Origin of the sequence: Mesorhizobium sp. M0618, assembly GCF_040320765.1 — a bacterium.
Taxonomy (GTDB): domain Bacteria; phylum Pseudomonadota; class Alphaproteobacteria; order Rhizobiales; family Rhizobiaceae; genus Mesorhizobium.
The window spans coordinates 13982-40802 of sequence record NZ_JAMYQH010000024.1 but is presented as its reverse complement, the minus strand read 5'-3'; the positions used below and the strand labels follow the sequence as shown (position 1 = coordinate 40802).

26 protein-coding genes are annotated in these 26821 nt (G+C 63.4%); 17 read left to right on the top strand and 9 right to left on the bottom strand.

Annotated elements, in window-relative coordinates; all coding sequences use genetic code 11:
* Positions 1-260: 260 nt before the first annotated feature.
* Positions 261-2951, top strand: a complete 2691-nt coding sequence (gene acnA / locus NKJ04_RS23375) for an aconitate hydratase AcnA (RefSeq protein ID WP_127273510.1) — start codon at positions 261-263, stop codon at positions 2949-2951.
* Between the two features lie 79 nt (positions 2952-3030).
* Here the strand turns inward: acnA and NKJ04_RS23370 are convergent, their stop codons facing one another.
* Positions 3031-3702: a ceramidase domain-containing protein gene (locus NKJ04_RS23370; RefSeq protein ID WP_128304276.1), complete on the bottom strand. Its 672-nt coding sequence runs from the start codon at positions 3700-3702 to the stop codon at positions 3031-3033.
* A 172-nt stretch (positions 3703-3874) separates the two neighbouring features.
* Between NKJ04_RS23370 and NKJ04_RS23365 the strand changes: the two genes are divergently transcribed.
* Together NKJ04_RS23365 and NKJ04_RS23360 are read left to right on the top strand one after the other, a co-directional pair.
* Positions 3875-4675, top strand: a complete 801-nt coding sequence (locus NKJ04_RS23365) for a DUF1223 domain-containing protein (protein WP_352442578.1) — start codon at positions 3875-3877, stop codon at positions 4673-4675.
* A 602-nt stretch (positions 4676-5277) separates the two neighbouring features.
* Positions 5278-5664, top strand: coding sequence for a DUF2794 domain-containing protein (locus NKJ04_RS23360; RefSeq protein ID WP_023811306.1), 387 nt, complete (start codon positions 5278-5280; stop codon positions 5662-5664).
* An 82-nt stretch (positions 5665-5746) separates the two neighbouring features.
* Here the strand turns inward: NKJ04_RS23360 and NKJ04_RS23355 are convergent, their stop codons facing one another.
* From NKJ04_RS23355 to NKJ04_RS23340, 4 genes are all read right to left on the bottom strand, one after another.
* A complete protein-coding gene (locus tag NKJ04_RS23355) occupies positions 5747-6319 on the bottom strand; it encodes a GNAT family N-acetyltransferase (protein ID WP_352677503.1) in 573 nt (190 codons plus the stop codon).
* Between the two features lie 110 nt (positions 6320-6429).
* Positions 6430-7209, bottom strand: a complete 780-nt coding sequence (locus NKJ04_RS23350) for a Bax inhibitor-1/YccA family protein (protein WP_352677502.1) — start codon at positions 7207-7209, stop codon at positions 6430-6432.
* Positions 7210-7436: 227 nt separating this feature from the next.
* The gene (locus tag NKJ04_RS23345) at positions 7437-9986 is read right to left on the bottom strand and encodes an ABC transporter permease (protein WP_023811309.1); all 2550 of its coding nucleotides are present in this window, start codon (positions 9984-9986) and stop codon (positions 7437-7439) included.
* Entirely contained in the window at positions 9986-10681 is a 696-nt protein-coding gene (locus NKJ04_RS23340) for an ABC transporter ATP-binding protein (protein ID WP_352677501.1), read from the bottom strand. Before NKJ04_RS23340 ends, NKJ04_RS23345 begins: the two co-directional genes overlap by 1 nt.
* An 84-nt stretch (positions 10682-10765) precedes the next feature.
* Between NKJ04_RS23340 and NKJ04_RS23335 the strand changes: the two genes are divergently transcribed.
* Both NKJ04_RS23335 and thpR read left to right on the top strand, forming a co-directional pair.
* Positions 10766-11410 carry an arylesterase gene (locus NKJ04_RS23335; RefSeq protein ID WP_128304279.1) on the top strand — a complete coding sequence of 215 codons (645 nt, stop codon included), beginning with the start codon at positions 10766-10768 and terminating at the stop codon, positions 11408-11410.
* Between the two features lie 125 nt (positions 11411-11535).
* A complete protein-coding gene (thpR, locus tag NKJ04_RS23330) occupies positions 11536-12132 on the top strand; it encodes an RNA 2',3'-cyclic phosphodiesterase (protein WP_352677500.1) in 597 nt (198 codons plus the stop codon).
* Here thpR and NKJ04_RS23325 read toward each other — a convergent pair.
* A complete protein-coding gene (locus NKJ04_RS23325; protein ID WP_352677499.1) occupies positions 12036-12554 on the bottom strand; it encodes a low molecular weight protein-tyrosine-phosphatase in 519 nt (172 codons plus the stop codon). The two genes, thpR and NKJ04_RS23325, sit on opposite strands and share 97 nt — an antisense overlap.
* 50 nt (positions 12555-12604) lie before the next feature.
* Here NKJ04_RS23325 and NKJ04_RS23320 point away from each other — a divergent pair, with 50 nt between their 5' ends.
* The 6 genes from NKJ04_RS23320 (at position 12605) to NKJ04_RS23295 (ending at position 16515) form a co-directional block, all read left to right on the top strand.
* Positions 12605-12901: a 4a-hydroxytetrahydrobiopterin dehydratase gene (locus NKJ04_RS23320; RefSeq protein WP_023811314.1), complete on the top strand. Its 297-nt coding sequence runs from the start codon at positions 12605-12607 to the stop codon at positions 12899-12901.
* A 123-nt stretch (positions 12902-13024) separates the two neighbouring features.
* Entirely contained in the window at positions 13025-13387 is a 363-nt protein-coding gene (locus NKJ04_RS23315; RefSeq protein ID WP_352677498.1) for a YkvA family protein, read from the top strand.
* Positions 13388-13657: 270 nt separating this feature from the next.
* Entirely contained in the window at positions 13658-14161 is a 504-nt protein-coding gene (locus NKJ04_RS23310) for an invasion associated locus B family protein (protein WP_127296348.1), read from the top strand.
* Between the two features lie 193 nt (positions 14162-14354).
* A complete protein-coding gene (rlmN, locus tag NKJ04_RS23305) occupies positions 14355-15590 on the top strand; it encodes a dual-specificity RNA methyltransferase RlmN (RefSeq protein ID WP_352677497.1) in 1236 nt (411 codons plus the stop codon).
* Positions 15587-16036, top strand: coding sequence for a hypothetical protein (locus NKJ04_RS23300; RefSeq protein ID WP_023811318.1), 450 nt, complete (start codon positions 15587-15589; stop codon positions 16034-16036). The genes rlmN and NKJ04_RS23300 overlap by 4 nt, the downstream gene beginning before the upstream one ends.
* A complete protein-coding gene (locus NKJ04_RS23295; protein ID WP_352677496.1) occupies positions 16036-16515 on the top strand; it encodes a hypothetical protein in 480 nt (159 codons plus the stop codon). The genes NKJ04_RS23300 and NKJ04_RS23295 overlap by 1 nt, the downstream gene beginning before the upstream one ends.
* Positions 16516-16521: 6 nt before the next feature.
* Here NKJ04_RS23295 and NKJ04_RS23290 read toward each other — a convergent pair whose 3' ends face one another.
* Both NKJ04_RS23290 and NKJ04_RS23285 read right to left on the bottom strand, forming a co-directional pair.
* Positions 16522-17163: a LysE family translocator gene (locus tag NKJ04_RS23290; RefSeq protein ID WP_352677495.1), complete on the bottom strand. Its 642-nt coding sequence runs from the start codon at positions 17161-17163 to the stop codon at positions 16522-16524.
* Positions 17164-17289: 126 nt separating this feature from the next.
* Positions 17290-19365, bottom strand: coding sequence for a putative bifunctional diguanylate cyclase/phosphodiesterase (locus NKJ04_RS23285; RefSeq protein WP_352677494.1), 2076 nt, complete (start codon positions 19363-19365; stop codon positions 17290-17292).
* A 287-nt stretch (positions 19366-19652) separates the two neighbouring features.
* Here NKJ04_RS23285 and NKJ04_RS23280 point away from each other — a divergent pair, with 287 nt between their 5' ends.
* Both NKJ04_RS23280 and NKJ04_RS23275 read left to right on the top strand, forming a co-directional pair.
* Positions 19653-20876: an argininosuccinate synthase gene (locus NKJ04_RS23280; protein ID WP_352677493.1), complete on the top strand. Its 1224-nt coding sequence runs from the start codon at positions 19653-19655 to the stop codon at positions 20874-20876.
* A gap of 5 nt (positions 20877-20881) precedes the next feature.
* Complete coding sequence (locus NKJ04_RS23275; RefSeq protein WP_352677492.1) at positions 20882-21307, top strand: hypothetical protein; 426 nt, start codon at positions 20882-20884, stop codon at positions 21305-21307.
* 166 nt (positions 21308-21473) lie between these two features.
* Here the strand turns inward: NKJ04_RS23275 and NKJ04_RS23270 are convergent, their stop codons facing one another.
* A complete protein-coding gene (locus NKJ04_RS23270) occupies positions 21474-22271 on the bottom strand; it encodes a lytic murein transglycosylase (protein WP_128304286.1) in 798 nt (265 codons plus the stop codon).
* Positions 22272-22412: 141 nt separating this feature from the next.
* On the opposite strand from NKJ04_RS23270, the gene NKJ04_RS23265 reads away from it, so the two are divergent.
* The 4 genes from NKJ04_RS23265 to NKJ04_RS23250 all read left to right on the top strand — a co-directional run bounded on the left by NKJ04_RS23265 (position 22413) and on the right by NKJ04_RS23250 (position 26625).
* On the top strand, positions 22413-23663 hold the full coding sequence (locus tag NKJ04_RS23265; protein WP_352677491.1) for a flavin monoamine oxidase family protein: 1251 nt from the start codon (positions 22413-22415) through the stop codon (positions 23661-23663).
* Between the two features lie 177 nt (positions 23664-23840).
* Positions 23841-24938, top strand: coding sequence for a zinc-binding metallopeptidase family protein (locus NKJ04_RS23260; RefSeq protein ID WP_352677490.1), 1098 nt, complete (start codon positions 23841-23843; stop codon positions 24936-24938).
* A 63-nt stretch (positions 24939-25001) separates the two neighbouring features.
* Positions 25002-25601, top strand: a complete 600-nt coding sequence (locus NKJ04_RS23255; RefSeq protein ID WP_023811326.1) for a DUF1236 domain-containing protein — start codon at positions 25002-25004, stop codon at positions 25599-25601.
* A gap of 160 nt (positions 25602-25761) precedes the next feature.
* Positions 25762-26625, top strand: coding sequence for a CPBP family intramembrane glutamic endopeptidase (locus NKJ04_RS23250; protein ID WP_352677489.1), 864 nt, complete (start codon positions 25762-25764; stop codon positions 26623-26625).
* Positions 26626-26821: the final 196 nt, after the last annotated feature.

Below are 26821 nucleotides of genomic sequence, written 5' to 3'. Positions count from 1 at the left end.
ATGTGTCGCGGCCGCTGCCGCATCGCACAAATTTGCTTTCCAACTGTCTAGAACTATTCCAGAAAATTCTCTATATGCGGTGCATCCGTGCCAGCGGTCGGCACGGGAACAGAATTAGCGCCGAACCAGCGCACGCGCCGCCTTGAACGGCTCGGGTTGCTTGGGAACGGACAGCGGAAATGGCCGTACCCGCACCTTTGCGCGTGATTGCATGCCATCGGCGTCCGTTCCCTTTCAGGCTGAACAGACAAGGATCGCACGTGTCAAAATCCCTCGACAGTTTCAATTGCCGCCGCACGCTGACCGCAGGCGGCGCGGAGTATGCCTATTTCGACCTCATCGAGGCCGAGAAGAACGGTCTCACCGGCATCTCGCAGCTGCCCTATTCGATGAAGGTGCTGCTGGAAAACCTGCTGCGCAACGAAGACGGCCGCTCCGTCACCAAGGAATCGATCCAGGCGGTGGCCGGCTGGCTGACCGACAAGGGCACCGCCGGTGTCGAGATCGCCTATCGCCCGGCCCGCGTGCTGATGCAGGATTTCACCGGCGTTCCGGCCGTGGTCGACCTTGCCGCGATGCGCGACGCCATGGCTTCGCTCGGCGGCGATCCGCAGAAGATCAACCCGCTGGTGCCGGTCGACCTCGTCATCGACCATTCCGTCATCGTCGACGAATTCGGCACGCCGATGGCCTTCGCCCGCAATGTCGAGCTGGAATATGAGCGCAACGAGGAGCGCTACAAATTCCTCAAATGGGGCCAACAGGCGTTCCGCAACTTCCGCGTCGTGCCGCCCGGCACCGGTATCTGCCATCAGGTCAACCTCGAATATCTCGGCCAGGTGGTGTGGACCAACACCGAGGACGGCGAAACGACAGCCTATCCCGACACCTGCGTCGGCACCGATTCGCACACCACCATGATCAACGGCCTTGGCGTGCTCGGCTGGGGCGTCGGCGGCATCGAGGCCGAGGCGGCCATGCTCGGCCAACCTGTCTCCATGCTTTTGCCTGAGGTGATCGGCTTCCGCCTCACCGGCAAGCTCAAAGAAGGCGTCACCGCCACCGACCTCGTGCTCACCGTCACCCAGATGCTGCGTAAGAAGGGCGTCGTCGGCAAGTTCGTCGAGTTCTTCGGGCCGGGCCTCTCCAACATGACGCTGGCCGACCGCGCCACCATCGGCAACATGGCGCCCGAATATGGCGCCACCTGCGGCTTCTTCCCGGTCGACTCGGAAACCATCCGCTACCTCACAATGTCCGGCCGCAGCGAGGACCGCATCGCGCTGGTCGAGGCTTATGCCAAGGCTCAAGGAATGTGGCGTGAGACCGGCTCGACCGATCCGGTGTTCACCGATCTGCTCGAGCTGGAACTTGGCTCCGTCGTGCCGTCGATGGCCGGACCCAAGCGGCCCGAGGGCCGCGTCGCCCTGGAAGGCATTCCGGAAGGTTTCGCCAAGGCGATGGAGACCGAATACAAGAAGGCCGCCGAAATCTCCAAACGCTACGCAGTCGAAGGCACCGACCATGATCTCGGTCATGGCGACGTCGTCATCGCCGCCATCACTTCGTGCACCAACACCTCGAACCCGAGTGTGCTGATCGGCGCCGGCCTCCTGGCCCGCAACGCCAACCGCCTCGGTTTGAAGCAGAAGCCATGGGTGAAGACCTCGCTGGCGCCGGGCAGCCAGGTGGTCGCCGAGTATCTGGAGAAATCCGGCCTGCAGAAGGAACTCGATCAGATCGGCTTCAACCTGGTCGGCTTCGGCTGCACCACCTGCATCGGCAATTCCGGCCCGCTGCCGGCGCCGATCTCGAAGACCATCAACGACAAGGGCCTGATCGCTGCCGCGGTCTTGTCCGGCAACCGCAACTTCGAAGGCCGCGTCTCGCCCGACGTGCAGGCGAACTATCTGGCCTCGCCGCCGCTGGTCGTCGCGCACGCGCTGGCCGGCACCGTCACAAAGGACCTGACCACCGAGCCGCTCGGCGAGGACAAGAACGGCGAGCCGGTCTACCTCAAGGATATCTGGCCGAGCTCGGCCGAGATCCAGGAGTTCATCGAGAAGAACGTCACCCGCGAGCTGTTCGCCCGCAAATATGCCGACGTCTTCAAGGGCGACGAGTACTGGCAGAACGTCAAGGCGCCGGAAGGCCAGACCTATGCCTGGGACGACAACTCGACCTATGTGCAGAACCCGCCCTATTTCGCTGGCATGACATCAGGTTTCGGCAAGATCGGCGACATCAAGGGCGCCCGCGTGCTTGGCCTGTTCGGCGACAAGATCACCACCGACCACATTTCGCCGGCGGGTTCGATCAAGGCGGCTTCACCGGCCGGCAAATACCTCACCGATCACGGTGTCGGCGTCGCCGACTTCAACCAGTACGGCACAAGGCGCGGCAATCACGAGGTGATGATGCGCGGCACCTTCGCCAACATCCGCATCCGCAACCACATGCTGGGCGAGAACGGCCGCGAGGGTGGCTACACCATCCACTACCCGTCGAAGGAAGAGGAATCGATCTACGACGCGGCGATGGAGTACAAAAGGGAAGGCGTGCCGCTGGTTGTCTTCGCCGGCGTCGAATACGGCAACGGCTCGTCGCGCGACTGGGCTGCCAAGGGTACCAATCTCCTCGGTGTCCGCGCGGTCATCGCCCAGTCCTTCGAGCGCATCCATCGCTCGAACCTGGTCGGCATGGGCGTTATCCCCTTCGTCTTCGAGGAAGGCACCTCATGGGCATCGCTCAACCTCAAGGGAGACGAGCTGGTCGAGATCGACGGCTTGAGCACCATCAAACCGCGCCAGACGATGATCGCCAAGGTCACCTATGGCGACGGCACGGTGAAGAATGTGCCGATCATCTGCCGCATCGATACGCTGGATGAGCTCGATTACTTCAAGAACGGCGGCATCCTGCAATACGTGCTGCGCGATCTTGCTGCTTAGTACGGGAGTAAGGGAGTAGGGCAGTAAGGGAGTAGGGAAGGGAATCCCTATTCCCCTATTCCCCTATTCCCCTATTCCCCTATTCCCCTACCTTCGGCTTCCCAAACCGCGCCGCTGCCGCCAAAAGCACGCTGAGCATCACGCCGTTGAGGATGTGCCAGAGGAAGTGCGTTCCGAGCGGAAAGCTGCCGCAGACCACCGGGTCGATCATCCGGCAGATGACGGACACGACGAAGATCGCCGAGCCCGCCAGATTATACCAGCCGGCGCGATTGCCGCTCACCGTCACCCAGACACCGAAGAAGGCGAGCGCCAGGAACGGCGGCAGATAGCCCGTCGTACCGTTCGACGCCTGGCGCAGCCAGTCCGGCACGGCAAGGGTTATCGCCCCGGCAAGCACATAGAAGGCAATGAAGATGGCAATGGCCTTGCCCCATCGCATGCCGAGGAAGCGGCGTAAATTGAACAGCGTGTAGGCCAGCGTGAAGCCGGCGATCGGCAGCACGTCGGCCCAGACCGTGCCCTTGGTGGCAAAGGTGTGGAAGATCGTCGAACCGATGCCGATCGCCACCACCCACCAAGCCAGCACCTCGGCGAAGGCGCCGGTGCCCAGCCTTCGCACCTCGCGCACGCCCCACAGGCCGGCGGCGATGAAGGCGAGATTGGTCAGGGCGTTGACGGGTTCGGACCAGAATTCCGGGCCGGTCCGCTCGCAATAGAGGTCGACCGGCGCCAAAAACGTTTGCCACATCGTGATTGCCGCCCGAATCGGTTTCTATCCTGAAGCGCAGATCCTTCCTATTGCGGGGTTGCGGTCGGCTGCAATGGCAAAATTTCACTGCAACGTGACTTCCCGTTGACTTCCGGTTCTGCCACATATTTTAGCAATCAAGATAAAGCCGGCACCACCGGCGGGAATCGGAATGGCCATGGCCTCGCGAAAATCATTGTGGCTGGCAGCTCTTGCGCTGGCCTTCTCGGCGTCTGCCGGCGCCGGGCATGCCGGCGAATCCGATCGCGCCCATGCCGACCGGGTCCAGATCGACAGGCCTCAGATCGAAAGGCCATTGGGCGTGGTCGAACTGTTCACCAGCCAGGGCTGCAGTTCCTGCCCGCCGGCCGATACGCTGTTCTCCGAACTTGCCGCCAAGGAAGATATCGTCGCGCTCGCCTATCACGTCGACTATTGGGACTATCTCGGCTGGCAGGACACGCTGGGCCGCAAGGAGAACACCGAGCGGCAATACGACTACATGCGCGCCTTCGGCAGCCGCTCCGTCTATACGCCGCAGGCCGTCATCAACGGCCGTGTCCACGTCAACGGCGCCAGCCGCGGCGAGGTCGATGGCGCGCTCGCCCGCATGGCCAAGAACGGCGAAGGCATGCGCGTCGCCGTCAAGGTCAGCCGCACCAGCGACCGTGTGACGATCGACGCCGGTGATGCCGGCAATGGCCCCAGCGACGCCCATGTCGTCATCGTCTATTTCGACCCGCCGCAGACGGTCAAGGTCGGCGAGGGCGAGAATACCGGCCGCAAGATGACCTACTGGAACGCCGTCACCGGGATTCAGACCGCTGGCATGTGGCATGGCAAGGCACAGCGCTACGAGCTGCCGATGAGCGAGATTGCCAAAAAGGGCGGCTGCGCCGTGCTGCTGCAGTCGGTCGGCAAGGACGGCATGCCCGGTCCCATTCTCGGCGCCGCGTTCATCCACAAGCCGTAACGGACGCCGGCGCCCCCCATCTTCGCTAAGACTGTGGATGGGAGGCCCCTCATCCGGCCGCTTCGCGGCCACCTTCTCCCGAGGGGAGAAGAGGTAAAGCGCCGCCGCGATCTCCTCCCCCTCGGGGAGAGGTCGGATTGTCCCGAATTGCCCCTTCGCAATTCGGTTGGCAATCCGGGTGAGGGGGACGCACGCTCGGTGAAACCGCACTCGACTCACCACCCAATAAAAAACCGACGTCAGCTTGCTCCTGACGTCGGTCATTTAGGTTTTGGGATCGTCGCACCCGGTTCTTCCGAGGAAGAGCCGAGGTTGGTTCGATCCGACGCAGACCCGTGGGCGGGGGGCTTGGGGTTTACGAGCCGGTGCCGGACCGAACCGTCTCAGGCAACACCGGTAAATTCGTCGGACATTGGGGCATGAGCGCGGATAAAAAAAGGCAGAAATGTGGCGGAACATCACCAATTCCAACACGGCGTTTCATAAAAGTGACTGGACGTGACGAAAACGGCGCGGCGCGGGGCTCGGTTCGCCGGGCCTTGCAATTCAGTCGCGAACACGCCAACTTTGGTTGGCAAAGATTCATTTTGAAGGATCGAGGCATGACGGATGACAGCGGCGGGACGGGGGATGGGGACGCATCCGCGATATTGATCCCGCTGCACGAGGCGCGACGCGAACGTCTCGATCAGCCGGTACGGTTCGACCGCCGCGAGTTGGACCAGATCCTCAGGCTCTACGGACGCATGGTCGCCGCCAATGAATGGCGCGACTACGCCATCGACCATCTTGCGGACCGCGCCGTGTTTTCCGTATTCCGCCGCACCAGTGAAGTGCCGCTGTTCCAGATCGTCAAGGATCCGAAACTGGCCCGCAAGCAGGGCGCCTTCGCCGTCATCGCCGCCGGCGGCCGCATCCTGAAGCGCGGCCAGGAACTTGGCCGCGTGCTTGGTGTGTTCGACAGCAAGCTCAAGGTTGTAGAGGCTTGAGCTACGGAATTGAAGAAAAGGGCACTCGACGCCTGATGTAACTGCCTTCTTCTTCAGTTCTTCAATTCCCCAATTCCTCGCTTCAGTCCCCTCTAAGGCGGAACTTCCGCTCCGGCAGCGAGCTCGGATCGGGCGGCGCCGAGGCACCGCCATTCAGCGACAGCTGCATGAACACCGTGTCCAGCCAGCGCCCATGCTTGTAGCCGGAACCTTCGAGGCGTCCCGAATAGCGAAAGCCGAGCTTTTCGTGCAGCCGCACCGAGGCACTGTCGGGACGGCCATCGCCGATCACCGCGATGATCTGGCGAAAGCCCGCCGTCGTCACTGCCTCGATCAGGCTTTGCATCAGCTTGAGCCCGACGCCCTGGCCCTTGGCCTCGGGCGCGACATAGACCGAATCCTCGACGATGAAGCGATAGGCCGGGCGTGGCCGGAAGGCGCCGGCATAGGCGTAGCCGAGAATGGTGCCGTCCTTCTCCGCCACCAGGTAAGGAAAGCCGCCGGCCATCAGGCTGTCGAATCGAACACCCATCTCCGCGCGGCTCGGCGGCTCCAGTTCATAGCTCGCCGTGCCTTGGGTCACCGCGTCGGCATAGATGTCCGTGACGCTGTCGAGGTCGGCCACCGTAGCGGGCCGGATCGCAATATTGCTCATTGTTTATGCATGCCGTTTCCCTGCTCGCAATAACAGCAAAGGCCAAGACAAAAGAAAAGGGCGGCCGTTGGGCCGCCCTTCTGGAACTCGATGGTCCAAGCGCTGCTGAACTAGCGGCGGTCGCCCATGAACTGCAGCAGGAACATGAACAGGTTGATGAAGTCGAGATAGAGCGTCAGTGCGCCCATGATCGCCTTGCGGCCGGCGACATCGGTAGCATCGCCCTCGAAATACATCTCCTTGATCTTCTGCGTGTCATAGGCGGTGAGGCCGGCGAAGACCAGCACGCCGATCGCCGACACGGCGAAAGACAGCGCCGACGACTGCAGGAAGATGTTGATCACCGACGCGATGATGATGCCGAACATGCCCATGATCAGGAACGAGCCCATTGCCGTCAAGTCGCGCTTGGTGGTGTAGCCGAACAGCGACAGCGCGCCGAAAGCGGCGGCGGTGGCGAAGAAGGTCTGCGAGATGCTTGCCGTGGTGTAGACCAGGAAGATCGACGACAGCGACAGGCCGACGAGACCGGCATAGACCCAGAACGTGGTCTGCGCGGCAGCGACGCTCATCGACTGAATCCTGAACGACAGGAAGAACACGGCGGCCAGCGGCGCCAGCATCACCACCCAGCGCAGCGGCGAACCGAAGATCGCGTAGCCGAACGAGGTCAGCATCTCGCCGCTTGGCAGCGTCGCGACAGCCGAAGCCGGATCGGTGGTGGTGGCCAGCATGATCGTGCCGACAGCGGCAAGACCAGTGATGAGGAGGCCAAGCCCCATCAGATTGTAAACCTTGATCATGTAGGCGCGCAGGCCCTGATCGATGTCGGCACCGACGCTGACGCCGGGCACGGCGCGCGTCTGGTAGTTGCGAATGGGATCAGCCATTGTAGTCCTCTATTGCTTCTGCCCCGTCCGGTGTCAGGTCCTTCCGGACCCAGGCGCCGCTGGCAGGGCTCCAGCATGCCTGTGGCGAAATATGATGGTTATTCGCGTCAAGAACAAGACCGTAACCGGATGTAACGGTTCGTGAGGCAACCAAGTGCCGATTCCTCGGCTTTCCGGACGGCTTTCTTACCAAGATTTAATCCAGGATGCCTTTTCCGGGCCTGTCGTCACAGGTTGCGCAGCACCGGTGCTGCCTTGTGGCCGAGCACCCGCCAGGTGCCGGCGAGACCAATGCCGACCGTGACCACCAGCGAAAACAGAATGGTTGCCACCGCCACCTCCGGCATGAAATGCGACGGCAATGTCATGATGCGCGCGACGACGAACCAGGCGGCAGCACTGCCCGCTGCCAGCGCGAAGATGGCGGTGGCCAGCCCGATCAGCATATATTCGAGCGAGAAGGCCGATATCAGCGTCGTGCGTGTCGCACCCAGCGTCTTCAACACCACCGCATCATGGATGCGCGCCCGGTTGCCGGCTGCAAGCGCGCCGGCCAGCACCAGCACCGAGGCGATCAGCGCCACGCCAGCGGCGGCCCGGATCGCCGTGCCGAGTTGCCCGACCAACCGGTTGACGACATCGAGCGCGTCCTTGACCCGCACCGTCGTCACCGCGGGGAAGGCGCGGGTGACGGCGTTGAGGATGCGGGCGTCGTCGGCCGTCGAGGCACTCTTTTCGGTCAGCGTCGCCATCCAGCCATGCGGGGCGCCTGCGAATGTGTTGGGCGAGAAGACCATGACGAAATTGATGCCCATCGTCTCCCATTCGACCTGGCGGAAATTGGCGATCCTGGCGGTGACATTGCGGCCCAGCACATTGACGGTGATGGTGTCGCCGAGCTTCAGCCCGATCTCCTTGCCTTCTTGCGCCGAAAACGAAACCAGCGGTTCGCCGCTGTAATTTTCGGGCCACCAACTGCCCTCGGTCAACGTCGCGTTCTCCGGTTGCCTGGTGTCATAGGTCAGGCCGCGGTCCCCCCTCAGCACCCAGGCGCCTTCCGCCGGCACTTTCACCTTGTCGACATCGACACCGTTCAGCGCCATCACCCGGCCGCGCAGCATCGGCACCTTGGCCAGCACGCCCTGCGGGGCCTCCTTGCCGATCAGCGCCGAGAAAGACGCGACATCGGCGCTCTGGATGTCAACGAAGAAGAAGTTCGGCGCCCGTTCCGGCAGGCTGCCGGAGATCTGCCGCCTGAGATTGCCATCGATCAGCGCCAGCGTCACCAGCAGCGTCAGGCCAAGCCCCAGGGACAGCACCACCGATGGCGTCAGGGCGCCTGGCCGATGAATGTTGCCGATGGCGAGCCTGAGCGCCACGAAGCGCACGCGCGGGCTTTTCCTGGCCGCCCATTGCACCAGTGCGCCGACCACGCGCAGCACCAGGAAGGCGAAGACGGTAGCGCCGACAAAAATCGAGGCTATGCGCTGGTCGCCCGAGAACAGAATGGCCAGCGCCGCAAGCAACAGCGCGATGCCTATGGCGGCCGCGACATAAGCGGGGCGCGGCAAGCCGCGGCCTTCCAGCCCCATTTCGCGAAACAGCGCGGTTGCCGGCACGTCGCGGGCGCGGCCGAGCGGCAGCAGCGCGAAAGCCAACGTCACCAGCAGGCCGAACAGCGCCGCCATACCGAGCGCGCCGGGATAGAAGCCGCCTTCGGCAGGCACCGGAATGACGGATTGCAAGGCCGCACTCGCCGCGAACGGCATCAGTGCGCCGAGCACAAGGCCGAGCACGATACCCAATCCGGCTATGATCAGGATCTGCACGAGATAGACGGCAAAGACGAAGCCGCCCGAAGCGCCCAGGCTCTTGAAGGTGGCGATGACGCCGCGCTTGCCGTCGAGATAGGCGCGTACCGCATTGGCGACGCCCACGCCGCCGACCACCAGCGCCGTCAGCCCGACCAGGGTCAGGAACTGCGAGAAACGTTCAATGTTGGACGACAGCGCGGGCGCCGCGTTGCTGCGTGTGCGGATCGACCAGCCTGCTTCGGGGAAATCCGTGGCGGCCTTGTCCTGGACGGCTTTCAGCCGCACCTCGTCGGCGTCTGCCGGCAGCCGGATCTTGTAGGCATTCTCGACCAGGCTGCCCGGCTGGATCAGTCCAGTGGCCGCCAGTCCGTCGGTCGAGATCATCAGCCTTGGGGCGAAGCCGAAACCGTCGGACACGGCGTCCGGTTCGGCGACCAGCCTGGCGCGCAGTTCGAAAGTGGCGGTGCCGAGCTTCAGCCGGTCGCCGATCTTGACGTGCAACCGCTCGAACAGAAGATCGGGTGCCGCCGCACCGAAGACGCCGAACTCTTCGCCGAACAGTTCCTGTTTCGACAGTGCCGGCTCGGTCTCCAGCGTGCCATAGAGCGGATAGGCATGGTCGACCGCCTTGGCCTCGACCAGCGCCTGGTCGGATCCGTCGGCCAGACGCGCCATCGAACGCATGCTGGCGGTCCGGGAAACCGTGCCGAGCCCGTCAAGGAAGCTGCGCTCCGCCCGGCTGGCGTCACGCTGGTTGATCTGGAAGCGAAGATCGCCGCCGAGCAGCGTCTGGCCCTGATTGGCGACACCGGCGGTGATCGAACGCGCCACCGAGTTGACGCCGCCGATGGCCGCGACGCCGAGCGCGATGCAGGCGAGGAAGATCAGGAAGCCGGACAGGCCGCCGCGCATCTCGCGCAGTGAGAAGCGGACCGCGAGCCTCAACGTCCGGGACAGCGGCATCAGGCCGTCACCTTGACGGGGGCCGGTGCCTCGATCCGGCCCGAGCGCATCGAAACCTGGCGCGAACAGCGCGCCGCGAGCGCCGGATCATGGGTCACCAGCACCAGCGTCATGCCGCGCTCGGCCGCCTTGGCAAACAAGAGGTCGGCGACCTGCCGCCCGGTCGCCTGGTCGAGATTGCCGGTCGGCTCGTCGGCGATCAGGATGCGCGGCGACGGCGCCAATGCGCGGGCGATCGCCACGCGCTGTTGCTCGCCGCCCGACAATTCGCCGGGATAGTGGGTGACGCGGTCGCTGAGGCCAACCGCCGCCAGCTCGCGCGCCGCCACCGAAAACGGATCGGCATGGCCGGCCAGTTCCAGCGGCACCGCGACATTTTCCAGCGCCGTCATGTTGGGAATGAGATGAAAGGACTGGAACACGATGCCAATGTTTCGGCCACGAAACGAAGCAATCTGGTCCTCGCTTTTGCCGTTGAGCAGCTCACCGGCGATTCGGACCGTACCCGAATCGACCCTTTCCAGGCCTGCCAGGACCATCAGCAATGTCGACTTGCCGGAACCCGAAGGCCCTACGATGCCGGTCGCCTCGCCCATCGCCACATCAAGGCTGACACCCTTCAGCACATGGACCGATGAAGCGCCCTCGCCAAGGGTCAGGGATACATCTTTCAGCGCGATGACGGCTTCTGTCAAAATGAAATCGTCCTATATCTGGAAAGGCTCTGCTTGCCGGAAGCCGTCGACTGAAGAATTCCTAGCTCATATGGGGCCTGCCGCATGTCTTTCAAACGCAGTATTGCCGCAGGCTTGATGGTTTTCCTCGCCATCAGCGGCGCCATGTCGTCGGCGAGCGCCGAGCCGTTCAAGATCGTCGGCTTCGGTGACAGCCTGATGGCGGGCTTCGGTCTTGGCCCGGACCAGGGCTTTACCGACAGGCTGCAGGCCGCGCTTGGCGCCAGGGGCCAGGATGTGATCGTCGCCAATGCCGGCGTCTCCGGCGACACGACGAGCGGCGGCCTGGCTCGGCTCGACTGGTCGGTGCCGGACGGCACGCAGCTTGTCATCCTCGAACTCGGCGCCAACGACATGCTGCGCGGCGTTTCGCCCGACATCACCAGGAAGAACCTCGACGAGATGCTGAGCAAGCTGAAGCAGCGCAAGATTGCCGTGCTTCTGGCCGGCATGCGTGCCGCACCCAATCTCGGTCCCGACTACCAGAATGCGTTCGACGCCATTTTTCCGGACCTGGCGAAGAAATACGAAGTCGTGCTCTACCCGTTCTTTCTCGACGGCGTCGCCGGCCAGCCCGGCATGCAACTCGAGGACGGCCTGCATCCGAGCGCAAAAGGCGTCGACCAGATGGTCGAACGCATCCTGCCGACGGTAGAGAAGGTGATCGCGGCAGTGCCGGGCGATTCCTAGCGGATTGGAACTGTTTCCGCCCGGCAAGCTTTTAACAGGGACTGTGGCCAACAAACCTCTTGCTCCGTTTGACTATCGATGATTCGCTATAGGTGACAGTTCGATTCGAGGAAGGGAGGCTCTTCATGCCGCGTCTTTTCACCGCCCTCGAAATTCCGCGTGACGCTGCCCTTTCGCTGTCCCTGCTGCGGGGCGGCTTGCCGGGAGCCCGCTGGATCGATGTCGAAAACTACCATCTGACGCTGCGCTTCATCGGCGATGTCCCCGGCCATGTCGCCGACGAGATCGCCAACGCGCTCGACCGCGTCCACCGCCCTTCCTTCTCGCTGGCGCTGTCCGGCGTCGGCGCTTTCGGGCAGAAGAAGCCGCATGCGGTGTGGGCGGGTGCTTCCGCCTCGCCCGGTCTGGCTGCCCTTCAGGGCGAGATCGACCGCATCTGCCAGCGGCTCGGCATCCCGGCCGATCCGCGCAAGTTCATGCCGCATGTGACGCTGGCGCGCTTACGCAATTCGACTCCGCTGGACGTCGCCCAATATCTGTCGGCGCGCGGCAATTTCTCGACGCTGCCGTTCCGCATCGGCCGTTTCGTGCTGATGTCGTCGCGCGATTCGGTCGGCGGCGGACCCTATATCGTCGAGGAAGCCTGGCCGCTGTCAGGCACGGACGCCCACACCTCCAGCCTTGTCGCCAGCGCCTCCGACGCCTCGCGGATCATGCGATAGGCGGAAGCGAAGGCTTCTGCCTCGTCATGATAAGGATCCGGCACGTCGCGTGCCTTTCCCTGCGCGAACTCCAGGAACAGATGGATGCGGTCCTGCACGGCCGCCGGCGCCAGCGCCTTCAGGTCGGCGACATTCGACCGGTCCATGCCGAGGATCAGGTCGAAACGGTGGAGGTCCTGCGGCGTGACCTTGCGCGCCCTCTGTCCGGAAATGTCTACGCCGTGCCGCACCGCGATCGCGATCGCGCGTCGATCGGGGGCAGAGCCGGCCTCCCAGTCACTGGTTCCCGCTGAATCGAGCAGGATATCCCGGGCCGATCCGCGCTCGGCCCAAACGGCGCGGAAGACACCTTCCGCCAGCGGCGACCGGCAGATGTTGCCGAGGCAGACGAAGAGAATGGAGTTTATGGGCTTCGCGCTCATCGATCCGTCGCTATGGTGAGGGTCGTTTTCGAATAGCACAGGATATGGACATGGCGAGAGAGAAACTGGGCAGGCAAGCCGCTGAAGCCGCATTGACCGGTCTCGACGGCTGGGCGCTGGCGGAAGACGGCGCCTCCATCAAGCGCACATTCACCTTCGCGAATTTCTCCGAGGCTTTCGCCTTCATGACCCGCGTCGCGCTTGCCGCCGAGACGATGGACCATCATCCCGACTGGTCGAATGTCTACAAGACAGTCGACGTGACGCTGAACACTCACGACGCCGGCGGCGTCACCGCGCTCGATATCGATCTGGCCAAGAAAATGAACCGTTTTGCCGGCGCCTGAGGCCTGGTATCGCCTCGGCGGGCCCAAATCGGCACCGGCATCTTGTAGCGGGGGTCGGGTTTCACCACATTTTGCCCCGCGGGCATGCGCCGGGATGCGCACGGGCTCTGCAAGGAGAGACTGATGGCGCGACAATCCGGTTTTAATTTCTTCGGCTTTGGCGGCAAGCTGGCGGACGAGAGCGAAGTGCGCGAGAAATTCTGGCGCACAGCCAAGAAGGCCGCGCGGCAGATCCCCTTCATGGAAGAGGTGGTGGCCGCCTATTACTGCGCCATGGACAAGAACACGCCGCTGCGCGCCAAAGGCATTCTGCTCGCCGCGCTCGGCTATTTCGTGCTGCCGGTGGATGTCATCCCCGACTTCGTCTTCGGGCTTGGCTTCACCGACGACATCGCCGTGCTCACCGCCGCGATCACCGCCGTCAGTGCCCACATCACCACTGCGCACCGGCAGGCCGCCAGGGACGCCATGGCCGACAACGGCTGAACTCGCGCACGGAACGCCGTTGAAGCCGGCTTTCTGCGACAGCGTAAAAAGTCAAACTCTTGCCGCTTTCGTGGCCTCCAAGTCGCCAAAGGGATGTCGCGCCAGCCGCTCACAAGGCGGCGGCGCGGGAATGGCGGCGGTTTCCTCGGGGTGAGGGTCCTTTTCTCTTCGGAAATTCACCGTTTGGTAACCCAGATTAAATCAAAATGAAGCGACGGGCAGGACGCCAAGCCGGCCTGCCTCCGCACCATTTGGAATACGGGAAAAGCGATGCGCGGATTGATTGCTATAGTTTCGAGTCTGGCCCTGGTGGCCGTGGCAGCGCCGGCACTGGCGCAGTCTGCGACCAAGATCGGCCAGCACAATGCCTGGGGCACCTACAGCTACCAGGCATCGGGCGGCAAGGTCTGCTATGTCCTGACCGTGCCGACCGACAAGCAGCCGCCGACGCTCGACCATGGCGACATGTTCTTCTTCGTCAGCCAGCGGCCCGGCCAGCAAGTGTCCTACGAGCCGCAATTCATTGCCGGCTACAACTTCCAGGACGGCTCCAAGGCCACCGTGACCATCGATAAGAAGACGTTTTCGATGTTCACCCGCGGCAAATCGGCCTGGGTCGAGAATGCCGCCGAGGAGCCGGTGCTGATCGCCGCCATGAAGACCGGCACCGACATGAAGGTGACGGCGAAGTCCGGCCGCGGCAACCCGACCAGCTACGTCTTCTCGCTGAAGGGCATTTCGGCGGCGCTGACGTCGATTGCCAAGTGCAAATAGGCTAGGCTTTGTTTTGAGTGAAAGGCCGGGCCGCAAAGCCCGGCCTTTCGTTTTTGGGTCTGTTGGTGGATCTCTGGCGAGGGTGCATCATCGCACTCCGCATGACTCTGCCCTCAACCTGTGCTATGCGCCGCGCTTCCTTTCCGGCACGATGCGTGAAATCGGCCGCAAACCGCTTATATTGGCGTAGACCATGACCCTTTCATTCGATCTCACCACTGACGGCGCCCGCGACGCGTTGCGCGCCCGCGCGGCACAGCCCGAAAAGCCGTCGCTGATCGGCCTGACGCGGGTCGAACTCGCCGAGGCTCTGGTTGCATCAGGCACTGTGCCCGAGCGCCAGGCGAAAATGCGCGCCCAGCAGCTGTGGCACTGGATGTATGTGCGCGGCCTCTCCGATTTTGCCGGCATGTTCAACATCTCCAAGGATCTGCGCGCCGAGCTGGACAAGCATTTCACCGTCGCCAGGCCCGAGATCGTCGAAGAGCAGATTTCCGCCGACGGCACGCGAAAGTGGCTGTTCCGCTTTCCGCCGCACGGCGCCGGCCGGCCGGTCGAGATCGAGACTGTCTACATTCCCGAAGAGGGTCGCGGCACGCTGTGCATCTCGTCACAGGTGGGCTGCACGCTGACCTGCTCGTTTTGCCACACCGGCACGCAGAAGCTGGTGCGCAATCTAACGGCTGAGGAGATCCTCGCCCAGCTGCTCACCGCCCGCGACCGGCTCGGCGATTTTCCCGACCGCGACACGCCCGACGGCGCCATCGTGCCGGCCGAGGGCCGCAAAGTGTCCAACGTCGTCATGATGGGCATGGGCGAACCGCTTTACAATTTCGAAGCGGTGAAGAAGGCGCTGCTGATCGCTTCCGACGGTGACGGCCTGTCCCTGTCGAAGCGGCGCATCACGCTGTCGACCTCCGGCGTCGTGCCGGAAATCTTCCGCACCGGCGAGGAGATCGGCGTCATGCTGGCGATCTCGCTGCACGCCACCAATGACGATCTGCGCGACTTGCTTGTGCCGATCAACAAGAAGTATCCGCTCAACGAGCTGATCGCCGCCTGCCGCGCCTATCCCGGCTTGTCGAACGCCAAGCGCATCACCTTCGAATATGTGATGCTGAAGGACGTCAACGATTCCATCGAGGACGCCAAGGGCCTGATCAAGCTGCTCAAGGGCATTCCGGCCAAGATCAACCTGATCCCGTTCAACCCGTGGCCGGGCACCAATTACCAGTGCTCGGACTGGGAGACGATCGAGAAATTCGCCGATTACATCAACAATGCCGGCTATGCCTCGCCGATCCGCACGCCGCGCGGCCGCGACATTCTCGCCGCCTGCGGCCAGCTCAAATCCGACTCCGAGCGCATGCGCAAGGTCGACCGGCTGGCGCTGGAAGCGATGATGATAGCGGGGCACGGCGAGGCGTGAGCCGCCCCTTCGCCTGGCTAAAACGCTTCGCCATCATGGCGGTCGGCTATGTCGCCGCGGTGCTGACCTCGATCCTGGTGCCGGTGCTGCTGATCGCTCTCCTGGAAGGCATCGAAGACGGCAACTGGTCCATCATTTTCGCTTTCGACTGGCTGGGCTCGTTCCCGCTCGCCGTCTTGACCGTAACGATCGGCGCGCTGTTGATCGTCGGCCCGGCGCTCTTTGTCGCCGAACGGTTTTCACTTCGGGGATGGTTCTACTTCGCCGCCACCGGTGCGATCACGTCCATCGCCTTTGGCGTATCCATGCCGCGCTCGGCCAGCAGCTTTGTCTTCAATCCGGGCTTTCTGGGTTTTCTCGCCACCGCCGGCATCGCCGCCGGTTCGGTCTACTGGCTTCTGGCTGGACGCAGGTCCGGCACGCGACAGAATCTGGGCCGAGATTGATGGCGCGTCTCGTCGGCTACCTCGTCCGTTTCACCGTCATCCTGTTCGGCTATGCCGTCGCCTCGCTGGCGGCGAGCGCCTTCCTCAACATCCTGTTGCTGGCATCGCTCGGCTACACGCCGGAGCATGCGCATCCGACGGCGACGGCTTCCCTGTATTTCTCAATTCCCTTCGCCGCTCTGTTCGTCGCCTATTTCGCCCTGATGCCGGCCTCTGTCGTCATCCTGCTTGCCGAAATCCTGGGCCGGCGCGACTGGCTGTTCTATGCGCTGGCAGGCGCGGTGGTTGCCGGTGTTTTCCTCGGGCTTCCCGACCGCAGCGGTGACACCGCCTTCGTCGTCAGGGACACCAGCGCCATCATGGCCGTGATCGGCAGCGGCATGGTCGGTGGTATCTTTTACTGGCTCAGCGCCGGGCGCTGGGCCGCAAGCTGGTGGCAAGGCGAACCAGGATCAAAAGAGGATGGCCGGACAGGATGACGGCGCCTACTTCGCCTGCGCCGTCAGGATCTTGAGGGCGAAGGCGGAGAACACGCCGGCAAAGAGATAGTCGACCGCCCGTGTGACGCGCGGGCTGGCCTTCATCGCCGCCGAAAACTTTTCCGCCGCCAGCACCATCGGCACCGTCACCGGGACCGACAGCACAATGAACATCAGCCCAAGGAAAAACAGCTTTCCCGGTGCGTTCGGATCATGCGCGGAGACGAACTGCGGCAGGAAGGTCATGAAGAACAGGATGATCTTCGGGTTGAGCAGATTGGCGCCAAGACCCGCGGCCCAGCTGCGCAACAGGGAAATCTCGGGGCCTGTCTTCTTCTCCGGCGAAAAGGCCGAGCCCCTGGTGATTGCCTGCCAGGCCAGGAAGACGAGATAGCCGGCGCCGAAGATCTTCAGCACGAAGAAAGCCATCGGCGAGGCGACGATCAGCGCCGAGACACCGACAACCACCAGTGTGGTGTGGATCAGCGTGCCGCACAGCGCGCCGGCCATCGAGGCAAAGCCGGTGGCACGGCCCTGGCTCAGCGTGCGCGAGACGAACAGGGTCATGTCCGGCCCCGGCGTGATCGCCAGGATGACCGTGGCCATGGCGAACTGGATCAGCGTGGTGGTGTCTGGAATGAACGACATGAGCGGCCCCCAAGGGATTGCGAGGCCTATACAGGATGCGCCATGACGATACCAGACACAGCAGCGACCCGATCTCGATCCAGCAGGCGTCCGCACGGCATTCGCTGGACGGCCGGCCGCGGCGTCCTATGCCTGCCTGCTCAGCCGCATCCTCGCCGGCTCCTCCGCGACGAGTTGATCGTTGCGGACATCGGCGTCCCCGGTGATCTGGTCGATCGGCTTGGGCCGGCCGAGGAAATAGCCTTGCGCCTCGTTGCAGCCTTCGACCTGCAGGATGGTGAGCTGGACATGCGTCTCGACGCCTTCGGCAAGCACCGGAATGTCGAGGCTGCGGCCCAGCGTCAGCACCGCCCGGATGATGGCCTTGGCCTGCGGGCTTCGCTCGACGTCAGCCATGAACGAGCGGTCGAGTTTGATCTTGTCGAAGGGAAACGAGCGCAGCGTATCGAGCGATGAATAGCCGGTGCCGAAATCGTCGATCGCGATCGTCACCCCCAGCGCCTTGATCTGGCGCAACACATGCAGCGTGCGCACCTTGTCGGCGACGATCGTCGATTCGGTGAGCTCCAGCTCCAGCCGTTTCGGCGACAGCCCGGTCTCGATCAGGATCTGATGGACGAGCTTGGCGAGATCGGCATGGGCGAACTGTACCGGCGACAGATTGACCGCGATCTTGTGGCCATTGTCCCATGAGGCAGCCTGACGGCACGCGGTCCGCAGCACCCATTCGCCGATCGCCATGATCGAGCCGTTCTCCTCGGCAATCGGGATGAATTCGGCGGGCGGGATCATGCCGTGCACCGGATGGGTCCAGCGCAGCAGCGCCTCGTAGCCGCAGGTGGCGCCGGTCGGGACCGAGGTCTGCACCTGATAGTGAAGCGAAAGCTCGCCGCGGTCGATCGCCTGGCGAAGGTCGGTGGCCAAGGCACGGCGCGCCCGCGCCGTCTCGTCCATGGCGGATTCGTAGAAGCAGACGGCTCGCGTGACGTCGTTCTTCGCTCGGTACATGGCAAGATCGGCATTGCTGACCAGCCGCTCGCGGTCGGCCCCGTCGCGCGGATAGACGGCGACGCCGATGCTGGCGCCGGCGGCGATTTCGAAATCGTCGAGCCGCAACGGCTCGAACAGGGATTTCTCCAGTCGCGAGACCAGTCCGAGAAGGTCCTTCTGATCCTTGAAGCGCTTGATCGCGGCGAACTCGTCACCGCCGAGCCGGGCGACGAATTCGCCCTCGCCGATGAGTTTCGACAGCCTGCGGGCGACGATCTTGAGTGCCTGGTCGCCGGCCGCATGCCCCCTGAGGTCGTTGATCTCCTTGAAGCGGTCGAGATCGATGACGATGACCGCCGTCATTGTGTCCTCGCCCTCGCATGCCCGGTCGATTTCATGGTCAAGGCGGTCGTTGAAGGAGACCCGGTTGGGAAGGCCGGTAAGGGCGTCGTTGAGGGCGAGATGCTGAAGCCGCTCGAAGCTCTCCAAACGACCACGCTCGTCGATCAGATAGCTGGCGAAGCCGGTAGCCGCGACGATCAGGCCGACCACGGCGACGGCGACCGCCATTGCCACCAGAATATCGGGATTGGTGCCTGTGCTGATGAAGGACAGCGGCGTCACCGCCACCGCGGCCATAGCCGTGAAATGCAGGCCGACGATCGCCAGCACCAGCAGCCCGATGGCGAGATAGTGCGACCAGCGGTATGGCCGGCGCACGGCATGGCCGACGGCCAGGGCGGAGAACACCGCCGAGATGACCAGTGAGGCCACGACATAGGAGCCGTCCCATTCGACGATGCCGGCAACGTGATAGGCCATCATGCCGGTGTAGTGCATGGCCGAGATCGCCAGGCCGACGACGACGCCGCCCCATTCCGGGGCCAGGCGCCGGCTCTTGCCGGATGCGAGGGTGAAACCCAGCCCGGTGCCGGCAATGGCGATGACCAGGGACACCATGGTCAAGACCGGATCGAAGGTGATCGGCGCGCCGGGCTCATAGGCCAGCATGGCGATAAAATGCGTGCACCAGATCGAGGAACCGGCCGCGACTGCGGTCAGGAACAGCCAGCCCCGCATCTGCACGCCGGCGGTTTTCCTGGCACGGTCGAAGAGGCCGATCGTCACCCAGCAGCCGGTGACGCACATCAGCGCCGCCAGCAGGACGAGCCACAGATTATGCTCCGTGGCGATACATGATATAACGCGCATCAGGAATGGCCCAGCCCGAGGGTGCCCGCGACGAGGCAAGGCCGTCTCGGCACTTCGCCTACACAGCTTGTCGTCATATTAGCGACGGAGCGTGAAAACTTGATTAAATCCCTCCAGCAAATGCAGCCCTTGATTGCAGCAGGTTGTTTTCCCTGCCCACCCCTCGCCATGGACTGGACCAGAAGCCATGCATGCACGTGTGCTTGCTCGCTCTGCCGTTCCTGCTAAAAGGCGCTGCGACAATCCGTGACGCCCAGGCTGGGGCGTCCGCCATCGACGGAGTAGAAATGTCCAAGGCCAAAGACGTCAAGAAGGTCGTGCTCGCCTATTCCGGCGGTCTCGACACATCCATCATCCTGAAATGGCTGCAGACTGAACTCGGCGCCGAAGTCGTGACTTTCACCGCCGATCTTGGCCAGGGCGGCGAACTCGAGCCGGCCCGTCGCAAGGCCGAGATGATGGGCATCAAGGACATCCGCGTCGTCGACGTGCGCGAGGAATTCGTGTCCGACTTCGTCTTCCCGATGTTTCGCGCCAACACCGTCTATGAAGGGACCTATCTGCTCGGCACCTCGATCGCGCGGCCGCTGATCTCCAAGCATCTGGTCGATATAGCCCGGGAAACCGGCGCCGACGCGATCGCGCATGGCGCCACCGGCAAGGGCAACGATCAGGTTCGCTTCGAGCTTTCAGCTTACGCACTGAACCCCGACATCAAGGTCATCGCGCCGTGGCGCGACTGGTCGTTCAAATCGCGTACCGACCTGATGAATTTCGCCGAGCAGCACCAGATCCCGGTGCCGAAGGACAAGAAGGGCGACGCACCGTTTTCGGTCGACGCCAACCTTTTGCATTCGTCCTCCGAGGGCAAGGTGCTGGAAGACCCGTGGGTGGAGCCGCCCGAATTCGTCCACCAGCGCACCGTTTCGCCGATGGACGCGCCTGATACCGTCACCGAGATCGAGATCGAGTTCCTGAAGGGCGATCCGATCGCGCTGAACGGCAAGAAACTGTCGCCGGCGACCATGCTGGCGGCACTCAACGATCTTGGCCGCGACAATGGCATCGGCCGGCTCGACCTGGTCGAGAACCGCTTCGTCGGCATGAAATCGCGCGGCGTCTACGAAACACCAGGCGGCACCATCCTGATATCAGCCCATCGCGCCATCGAATCGATCACGCTCGACCGAGGTGCCGCCCACCTCAAGGACGAGTTCATGCCGCGCTATGCCGAGCTGATCTACAACGGCTTCTGGTTCGCGCCCGAACGGCTGATGCTGCAGGCGATGATCGACAAGAGCCAGGAAGACGTCGAAGGCACGGTGCGCCTCAAGCTCTACAAGGGCAATGTCATGGTCACCGGCCGCAAGTCGAAGAAGACGCTCTATTCGGATGCGCTGGTCACCTTCGAGGACGACCGCGGCGCCTACGACCAGAAGGACGCCGCCGGCTTCATCCGTCTCAATGCGCTGCGGCTCAGGACGCTGGCCGCGCGCAACCGCACCAAGTAGCGCGGATGCGCGGGTTCGGTCGCTGCCTGGCGCCGCTGGTTGTTCTGGCGACGCCGGCCGCCGGCCAGGAGTTCGACCCCGCTTCTCTCGACCTTCCCGCGCTGATCGAGTGCAGGGCGGACGTTCCGGCCTACAACGACTTTGCCCTGTGGCTGTCCAGCGCATCGGGTGCCGTTGAAACGCTTGGCTGGAAGGAGGTTGCCTCGGGCAATCCGTTTCTCAGCCAATACGAACTGCCGGCCAAAATCCGCGTGTTCAACCGCGAGACGGGATCGATCGTGTTTACCGCAGCGGGGCCGATGGCCGTGCTCGACGGCGTTGCCGCGCCGGAGCTTGCCGAAGAACTCAACGTCATGGCCGTTTTTCCACGCCGCAAAAATTCCTTGGCGAGAAGGTCGTTGTCCAAAGCACCGAAGAGTCGGAAGGATTGACCTTCTCCACGGACGTCAAGCTCAACGTCTCGACCGTCGAGTCCCACCCCGGCAAGACCCTGGCCGGTTGCTCCTACACGCTCGAAATCAAATGAAACCCGACATTCGCGCCGGGTTTCCGATCAAGTCAAAAATAGCCGGGGCCTTCTGCCCGGAGCATGATCCGTCAATCGCCGTCGATCGCCGTGGCAATGCGGGCGATGGCCTGCTGATAGACGCTCGCGGAATTCCAGCCGGCAATCGCGCCCATATTCGCACTCGCGCTCGCGCCCGCCCGCCAGCCATGCCCCTTGAGGAAGTTGGCGGTGGAAGCCAGCGCCGTGCTCTTGTCGCGCAGGTTTCCGCCACCGACGCCATATTTCAGGACGTTTCCGGGCAGGAACTGCGTGTGTCCGATCTCGCCATGCGCGGCCCCGACCGACGAGGCTGTCAACGCCCCGCGATCAACCAGCTTCAGGGCTGCGATGGCATGCGGGTAGAAGAACCCCGGCCGGCGGCAATCATAGGCAAGCGTCAAAATGGCAGAGACGGTGTTCTGGTTGCCCATGGCCGAACCGAAGCCGGTTTCCATACCCCAGATGGCGAGCAACACGCCCGGCGACACGCCGTAATTCGCTTCGATCTTGGAGAACAGCGCCGCATTCGACTTTTTCAGCGACCGGCCCTTGGAAATAATCGCTGCGCCACCACGACGCCGCATGAAATCGTCCACCGAGCCGCTGAAGGCCTTGTGAATGCCGCGGTCGACTGAGATCGTCTTTGTCGCGTAGTTTGCCCCGGCCAGAGCGGCCAGCCCCTTGGCGCCTACACCTTCCGACCTGGCCTGCGCGGCAAAGTCCTGCTTCCAGGCGTCGAAGCCGGCGCCGGTCTTGCCGCAGCTGGCTGCCGCCTGTGCGCCCGTCGCCAGCGCAAGCACCGCCACCACGGCCGCTGCAAACATCTTTCCCTTGGCAAGAATTGCCATGTTGATCTCCTGGTTGCCTGAATCACGTCCCAATTGCGAACTTGCCAGCGAAACGCGCACTTGTCACTGTCACCGCTGCAATGCTGGCGAATGCCGTGGAATTTGCCTAGGATCAAGTGATTATTGTGGCAGGGGGGCTGCATGCAAGACGTTGATGTCGTCATCATCGGTGCCGGCTCGGCGGGTCTTGCCGCCGCCAGGAGCTTGCAGGCGGCGGCGCTTTCCTTCACGCTGCTCGAAGCGATAGACCGAATCGGCGGGCGAGCCTGGACCAGCGACCAGCATTTCGGCGTGCCTTTCGACATCGGCTGCGCCTGGCTGCATGCGGCCGACCGCAATCCCTATTTTCCCGAAGCCCAGGCGGCAGGCTGGACGTTGCATCATCACGACATGAACGTCGATCATCTCTACTACCGCGAGCGCAAGGCGAGCGAAGCGGAAGAAGCCGACATGAAGGCCGCCGACGCAAAGCTGTTCGAACTGCTGGCCAAGCATGAAGTGAAGGACGGAGATGACGATCGTCTTTCGGCGCTGTTGGCAAAAGGCCATGCACCGCGCGCCGCCGCCACCTTCGCCGGGCCGATGGATTTCGGTGCCGACGAGGACGAAATCTCGATCCTCGACTTCCAGGCCGCTGCCGATCTCGACCCGAACTACTTCAGCAAGGAGGGCCTTGGCGCGCTGGTGGCGCGTTTCGGCGCCGGCGTGCCGGTCGAACTTTCGACGCCGGTGCGCGAGATCCTGTGGGACGTGCCGGGCGTCGCCTGCGTCACCGATCGCGGCACCGTCCGCGCCAAGGCGGTGATCGTCACCGCTTCGCCGGCGGTGCTCGCCTTCGAGGAGATCGCGTTCTCGCCGGCCTTGCCCGACACGCATTTCGGCGCCTTCTTCGACCTGCCGATGGGCATGCTGACCAAATTGCCGGTCGAAATATCGGGCACCAGGCTCGGGCTGCAGCCCTTCGACGACCTGCTGATCGAACGGATGGCCAGGCACGACATCTATTTCCTGTGCTTCCCGTTCGACCTCGACCTGATGGTCGGCTTCGTCGGCGGCGATTTCGCCTGGGAAATGTCGGCGGCCGGCGAGGCGGCCGGCATCGACTTCGTCGTCGACCGGCTGTGCGGCATCTTCGGCGGCGATACGCGCAAGCATGTCGGACGCGCCATGATGACCAATTGGGGCGGCGAGCGCTTCGTGCGCGGTGCCTATGCCGCCGCTCGCCCCGGCCGTTCACTGGCGCGCGCCGCACTCATGCAGCCGGTGGCCGACAAGATCTTCTTCGCCGGCGAGCATCTGGCCGGTCCGCTGATGCAGACCTGTGGCGGCGCACGGCTGTCAGGCGAAGCGGTGGCAAGACAGGTTGTCACCCAGCTTGCGGCGAGGACATGATCCGAACCGAAGGACGGAACCAACGACAGGTGGAACCTGGTCTTCGCTTTGCGAAACCTCGTTCTGCAGAGATTATGTTCCAACAAGTTCGACAAAATGCGGAACGCCGCGCGGCTGTTCGCGTTGGGCACGGGCCGCCGTGAACATCTATGTCACCTCCGGTGAATTGAGACCGACATGAAACTCTTCGACTGCCCCCATTGCGGCCATCGCATCTATTTCGAGAACGCCAAGTGCCTGAACTGCGGGAACCCGGTGCTCTACGATCCCGAGCACGCGCGCTTTGCGCTGGCGGGCGTCGACGGCGTCTTCCAGTGCACCAACGCCGACGAATGCGCCTGCAACTGGATGGCGGAACCGGGTCACGCTTTTTGCCGCGCCTGCGTGCTGAACCAGCTGATCCCGGATCTCTCCGTCGACGGCAACCGCCGCCGCTGGATCCGTGTCGAAGCGGCGAAGAAGCGCGCCATCTACTCGCTGCTGGCCTTCGGGCTGCCGGTAGTCCCCAAGCAGACTCCTGCCCACGAGGTCGGCCTGGCCTTCGACTTCCTCGCCGATCCGATCGGCGGCGGCCCTGGTGGCGAGCGGATCCTCACCGGCCACGACAATGGTTTGATCACGCTCAATGTCGCCGAGGCGGATTCGGCCGAGCGCGAGAAGCGGCGCGTCGAGATGGGCGAGAACTACCGCACCTTGCTCGGCCATTTCCGCCATGAGCTCGGGCACTATTACTGGGACCGCCTCATCCGCGACGATCCGCACAGGCTCGAAGCTTTCCGCGCACTGTTCGGCGACGACCGCGCCGATTACGAACAGGCGCTGAAGGCCTATTATGCCGATGGTGCGCCGCCCGACTGGCAGCAGGGCCACATCTCGGCCTATGCGACCTCGCATCCTTGGGAGGACTGGGCCGAGACCTGGGCTCATCACCTGCACATCACCGACACGCTGGAAATGGTGCACGCACTGAACTTTCCGCTCGGCCGGCTGGAGACGGTGGAGGCCAACGACTTGCCGCGCGGCGACACCGGCGGCGAATTGCAGGCAGCACCCTCGGAGCCGGCGACCGCGCCGGAGCCTTTCGAAAAGATCCTTGCCCGCTGGCTGGTGCTGTCGGAGGCCTCCAATTCGATCAACCGCTGCATGGGCCTGCCCGACCTCTACCCCTTCGTCATTTCGGACGTCACGGCGCGGAAATTGGAATTCGTTCACGAACTTCTGACCGATTTGCCGAAAGAACACGGAACAAATCGTGAGTTGGCGCAGGCGCTTTAGCGGGAACGCATGAGCTGCTGCCCCGTTTTCGCTGGCGAGGGACCATGAAAACGGAGAGAAACCATGAAATCCCTATTGTTTCCTGCGGTAGCCGGAATGCTGACCGTGATGTCGGGCGCCGCGTTTGCCGATACCGCCGTCTCAGCCGTCACCGATCTTAACGTGCGCGCCGGGCCCGGCCCGCAATACCCTGTGATCGGCGTGCTCGCCGCCGGTCAGTCGGCAACGCTCAATGGCTGCATCGAAAACAGCAAATGGTGCACCATAGCCGAGGCCGGCGGCCAGGGCTGGGTCTATTCCGACTATGTGACGGCCGATATAGGCGGCAGCCGGGTGGTGCTGACGGAACGGCGCTCCAGCGTTGCTGTCGTCTCGCCGCCGGAGGACATCGGCAACTACTCGACCGATTATACCGGCGCGATCATCGCCAGCGATCCGGTCGTAGATGACTTCCCTTCGCCCCCGGCTGAAGTCCGCACCTATGTCGACACGCATCGCCTCGATCCCATCTATCTCGAAGGCGAAGTGGTGACCGGCGCGACCCTGCCCGACACCGTCGAGCTACGCGAGATTCCGGACTACAATTACCGCTATGTCTATGTGAACGGCCAGCGGGCGCTGATCGATCCGCAGACCCGGCGCATCATGTACGTCGTTCGCTGACGACAATCGGCGCAAGCGGCCGCTGCGACAGCAGCGGCCGCCAGCAGGCGGCGCTCTCCTGCGCCGACTTTTGCTCTGGCTTAGTCCTTTGCGGAAAACCATTCCGATTTTCCAGGCCATCGGTTAGTCAATAGGCGATGACTTTGGCAAAGGAGCCCGCGTGACCATCGATCCGGCCGCCTTCGAGCGTTACAGGCATTCGCCGAACGCCAGGACGACCTTACCGCGCCTGTTGCTCGGAACGGGGATCGTGGTCCTTTTTTGGGCAGCAACCACCGTGGCCGTGCTGGTCGGCGGCACCTATGCCTTCATCGCCTGGCAGGCGACCCCATCATCCGGCATTCAGGGCTTCCTCGCTTCGCCCCTCGGCATCCTCACCGCGCTCGTCTCGTTTGCCGGCATCTGGATCGGCCTGTGGGTCGCGATGCGCTGGGTGCATGGCGAGAAGCTGTCGGCGCTGCTCGGCAACAGCCGACGAGTTTCATGGCCCGGCTTCCTCAAAGGGTTGATCGCGGTGCTGATCACGTCGTTCATATCCGAAATCCTGCTCTATCTGCTGCAGCCGCAGATCACGCGTGGCCCGATCAGCCTGTCATCCTGGCTGCTGTTTGCGATCCCGATCGCCGCGCTTACCTTGGTGCAGACCTCTTCGGAAGAGCTGCTGTTTCGCGGCTACCTGCTGCGCGGTCTCGCCAGCCGGTTCACGAGCCCGTTCGTCTGGGCCCTGCTGCCGGCCCTGCTGTTCACCTCGCTGCATTGGAGTGCGAGTTCGTCACCAGCCATCAATGCTTGCGTGCTGGCGTCGATCGCCGCTTTCGCGCTGCTGCTGACACTTGTCGTCTACGCAACCGGCAATCTCGGCGCCGCCTTGGGTGCTCATCTCGGCAACAACCTGACCGGGTTTCTCTTGATCTCGCATCAGGAAAGCTACAATTCCTTCGCCCTGTTCAATGCCAGGCCGCTCGAAGGACCGGGCTGGGCGACGTCGGATGCGGTTCTCATCGCATCGCCTGCAGCCTGCTGACCATCGTGCTGCTTCTACATCCGCGTTCGCCGCTCAGGGTTGCCGCCGAGCTTCCGGACCGGGCGAGCACGGCCTGATTGCAGGCCGGGAACGACGCAATCCGGTCTTTGTCTTGACTCCGCGGCCGATTTCCTGTCTACACGCCCCGAATTCCGCGACGAGTATCCCTCCGAGCAAGCCGACCAGGACGCCGAAG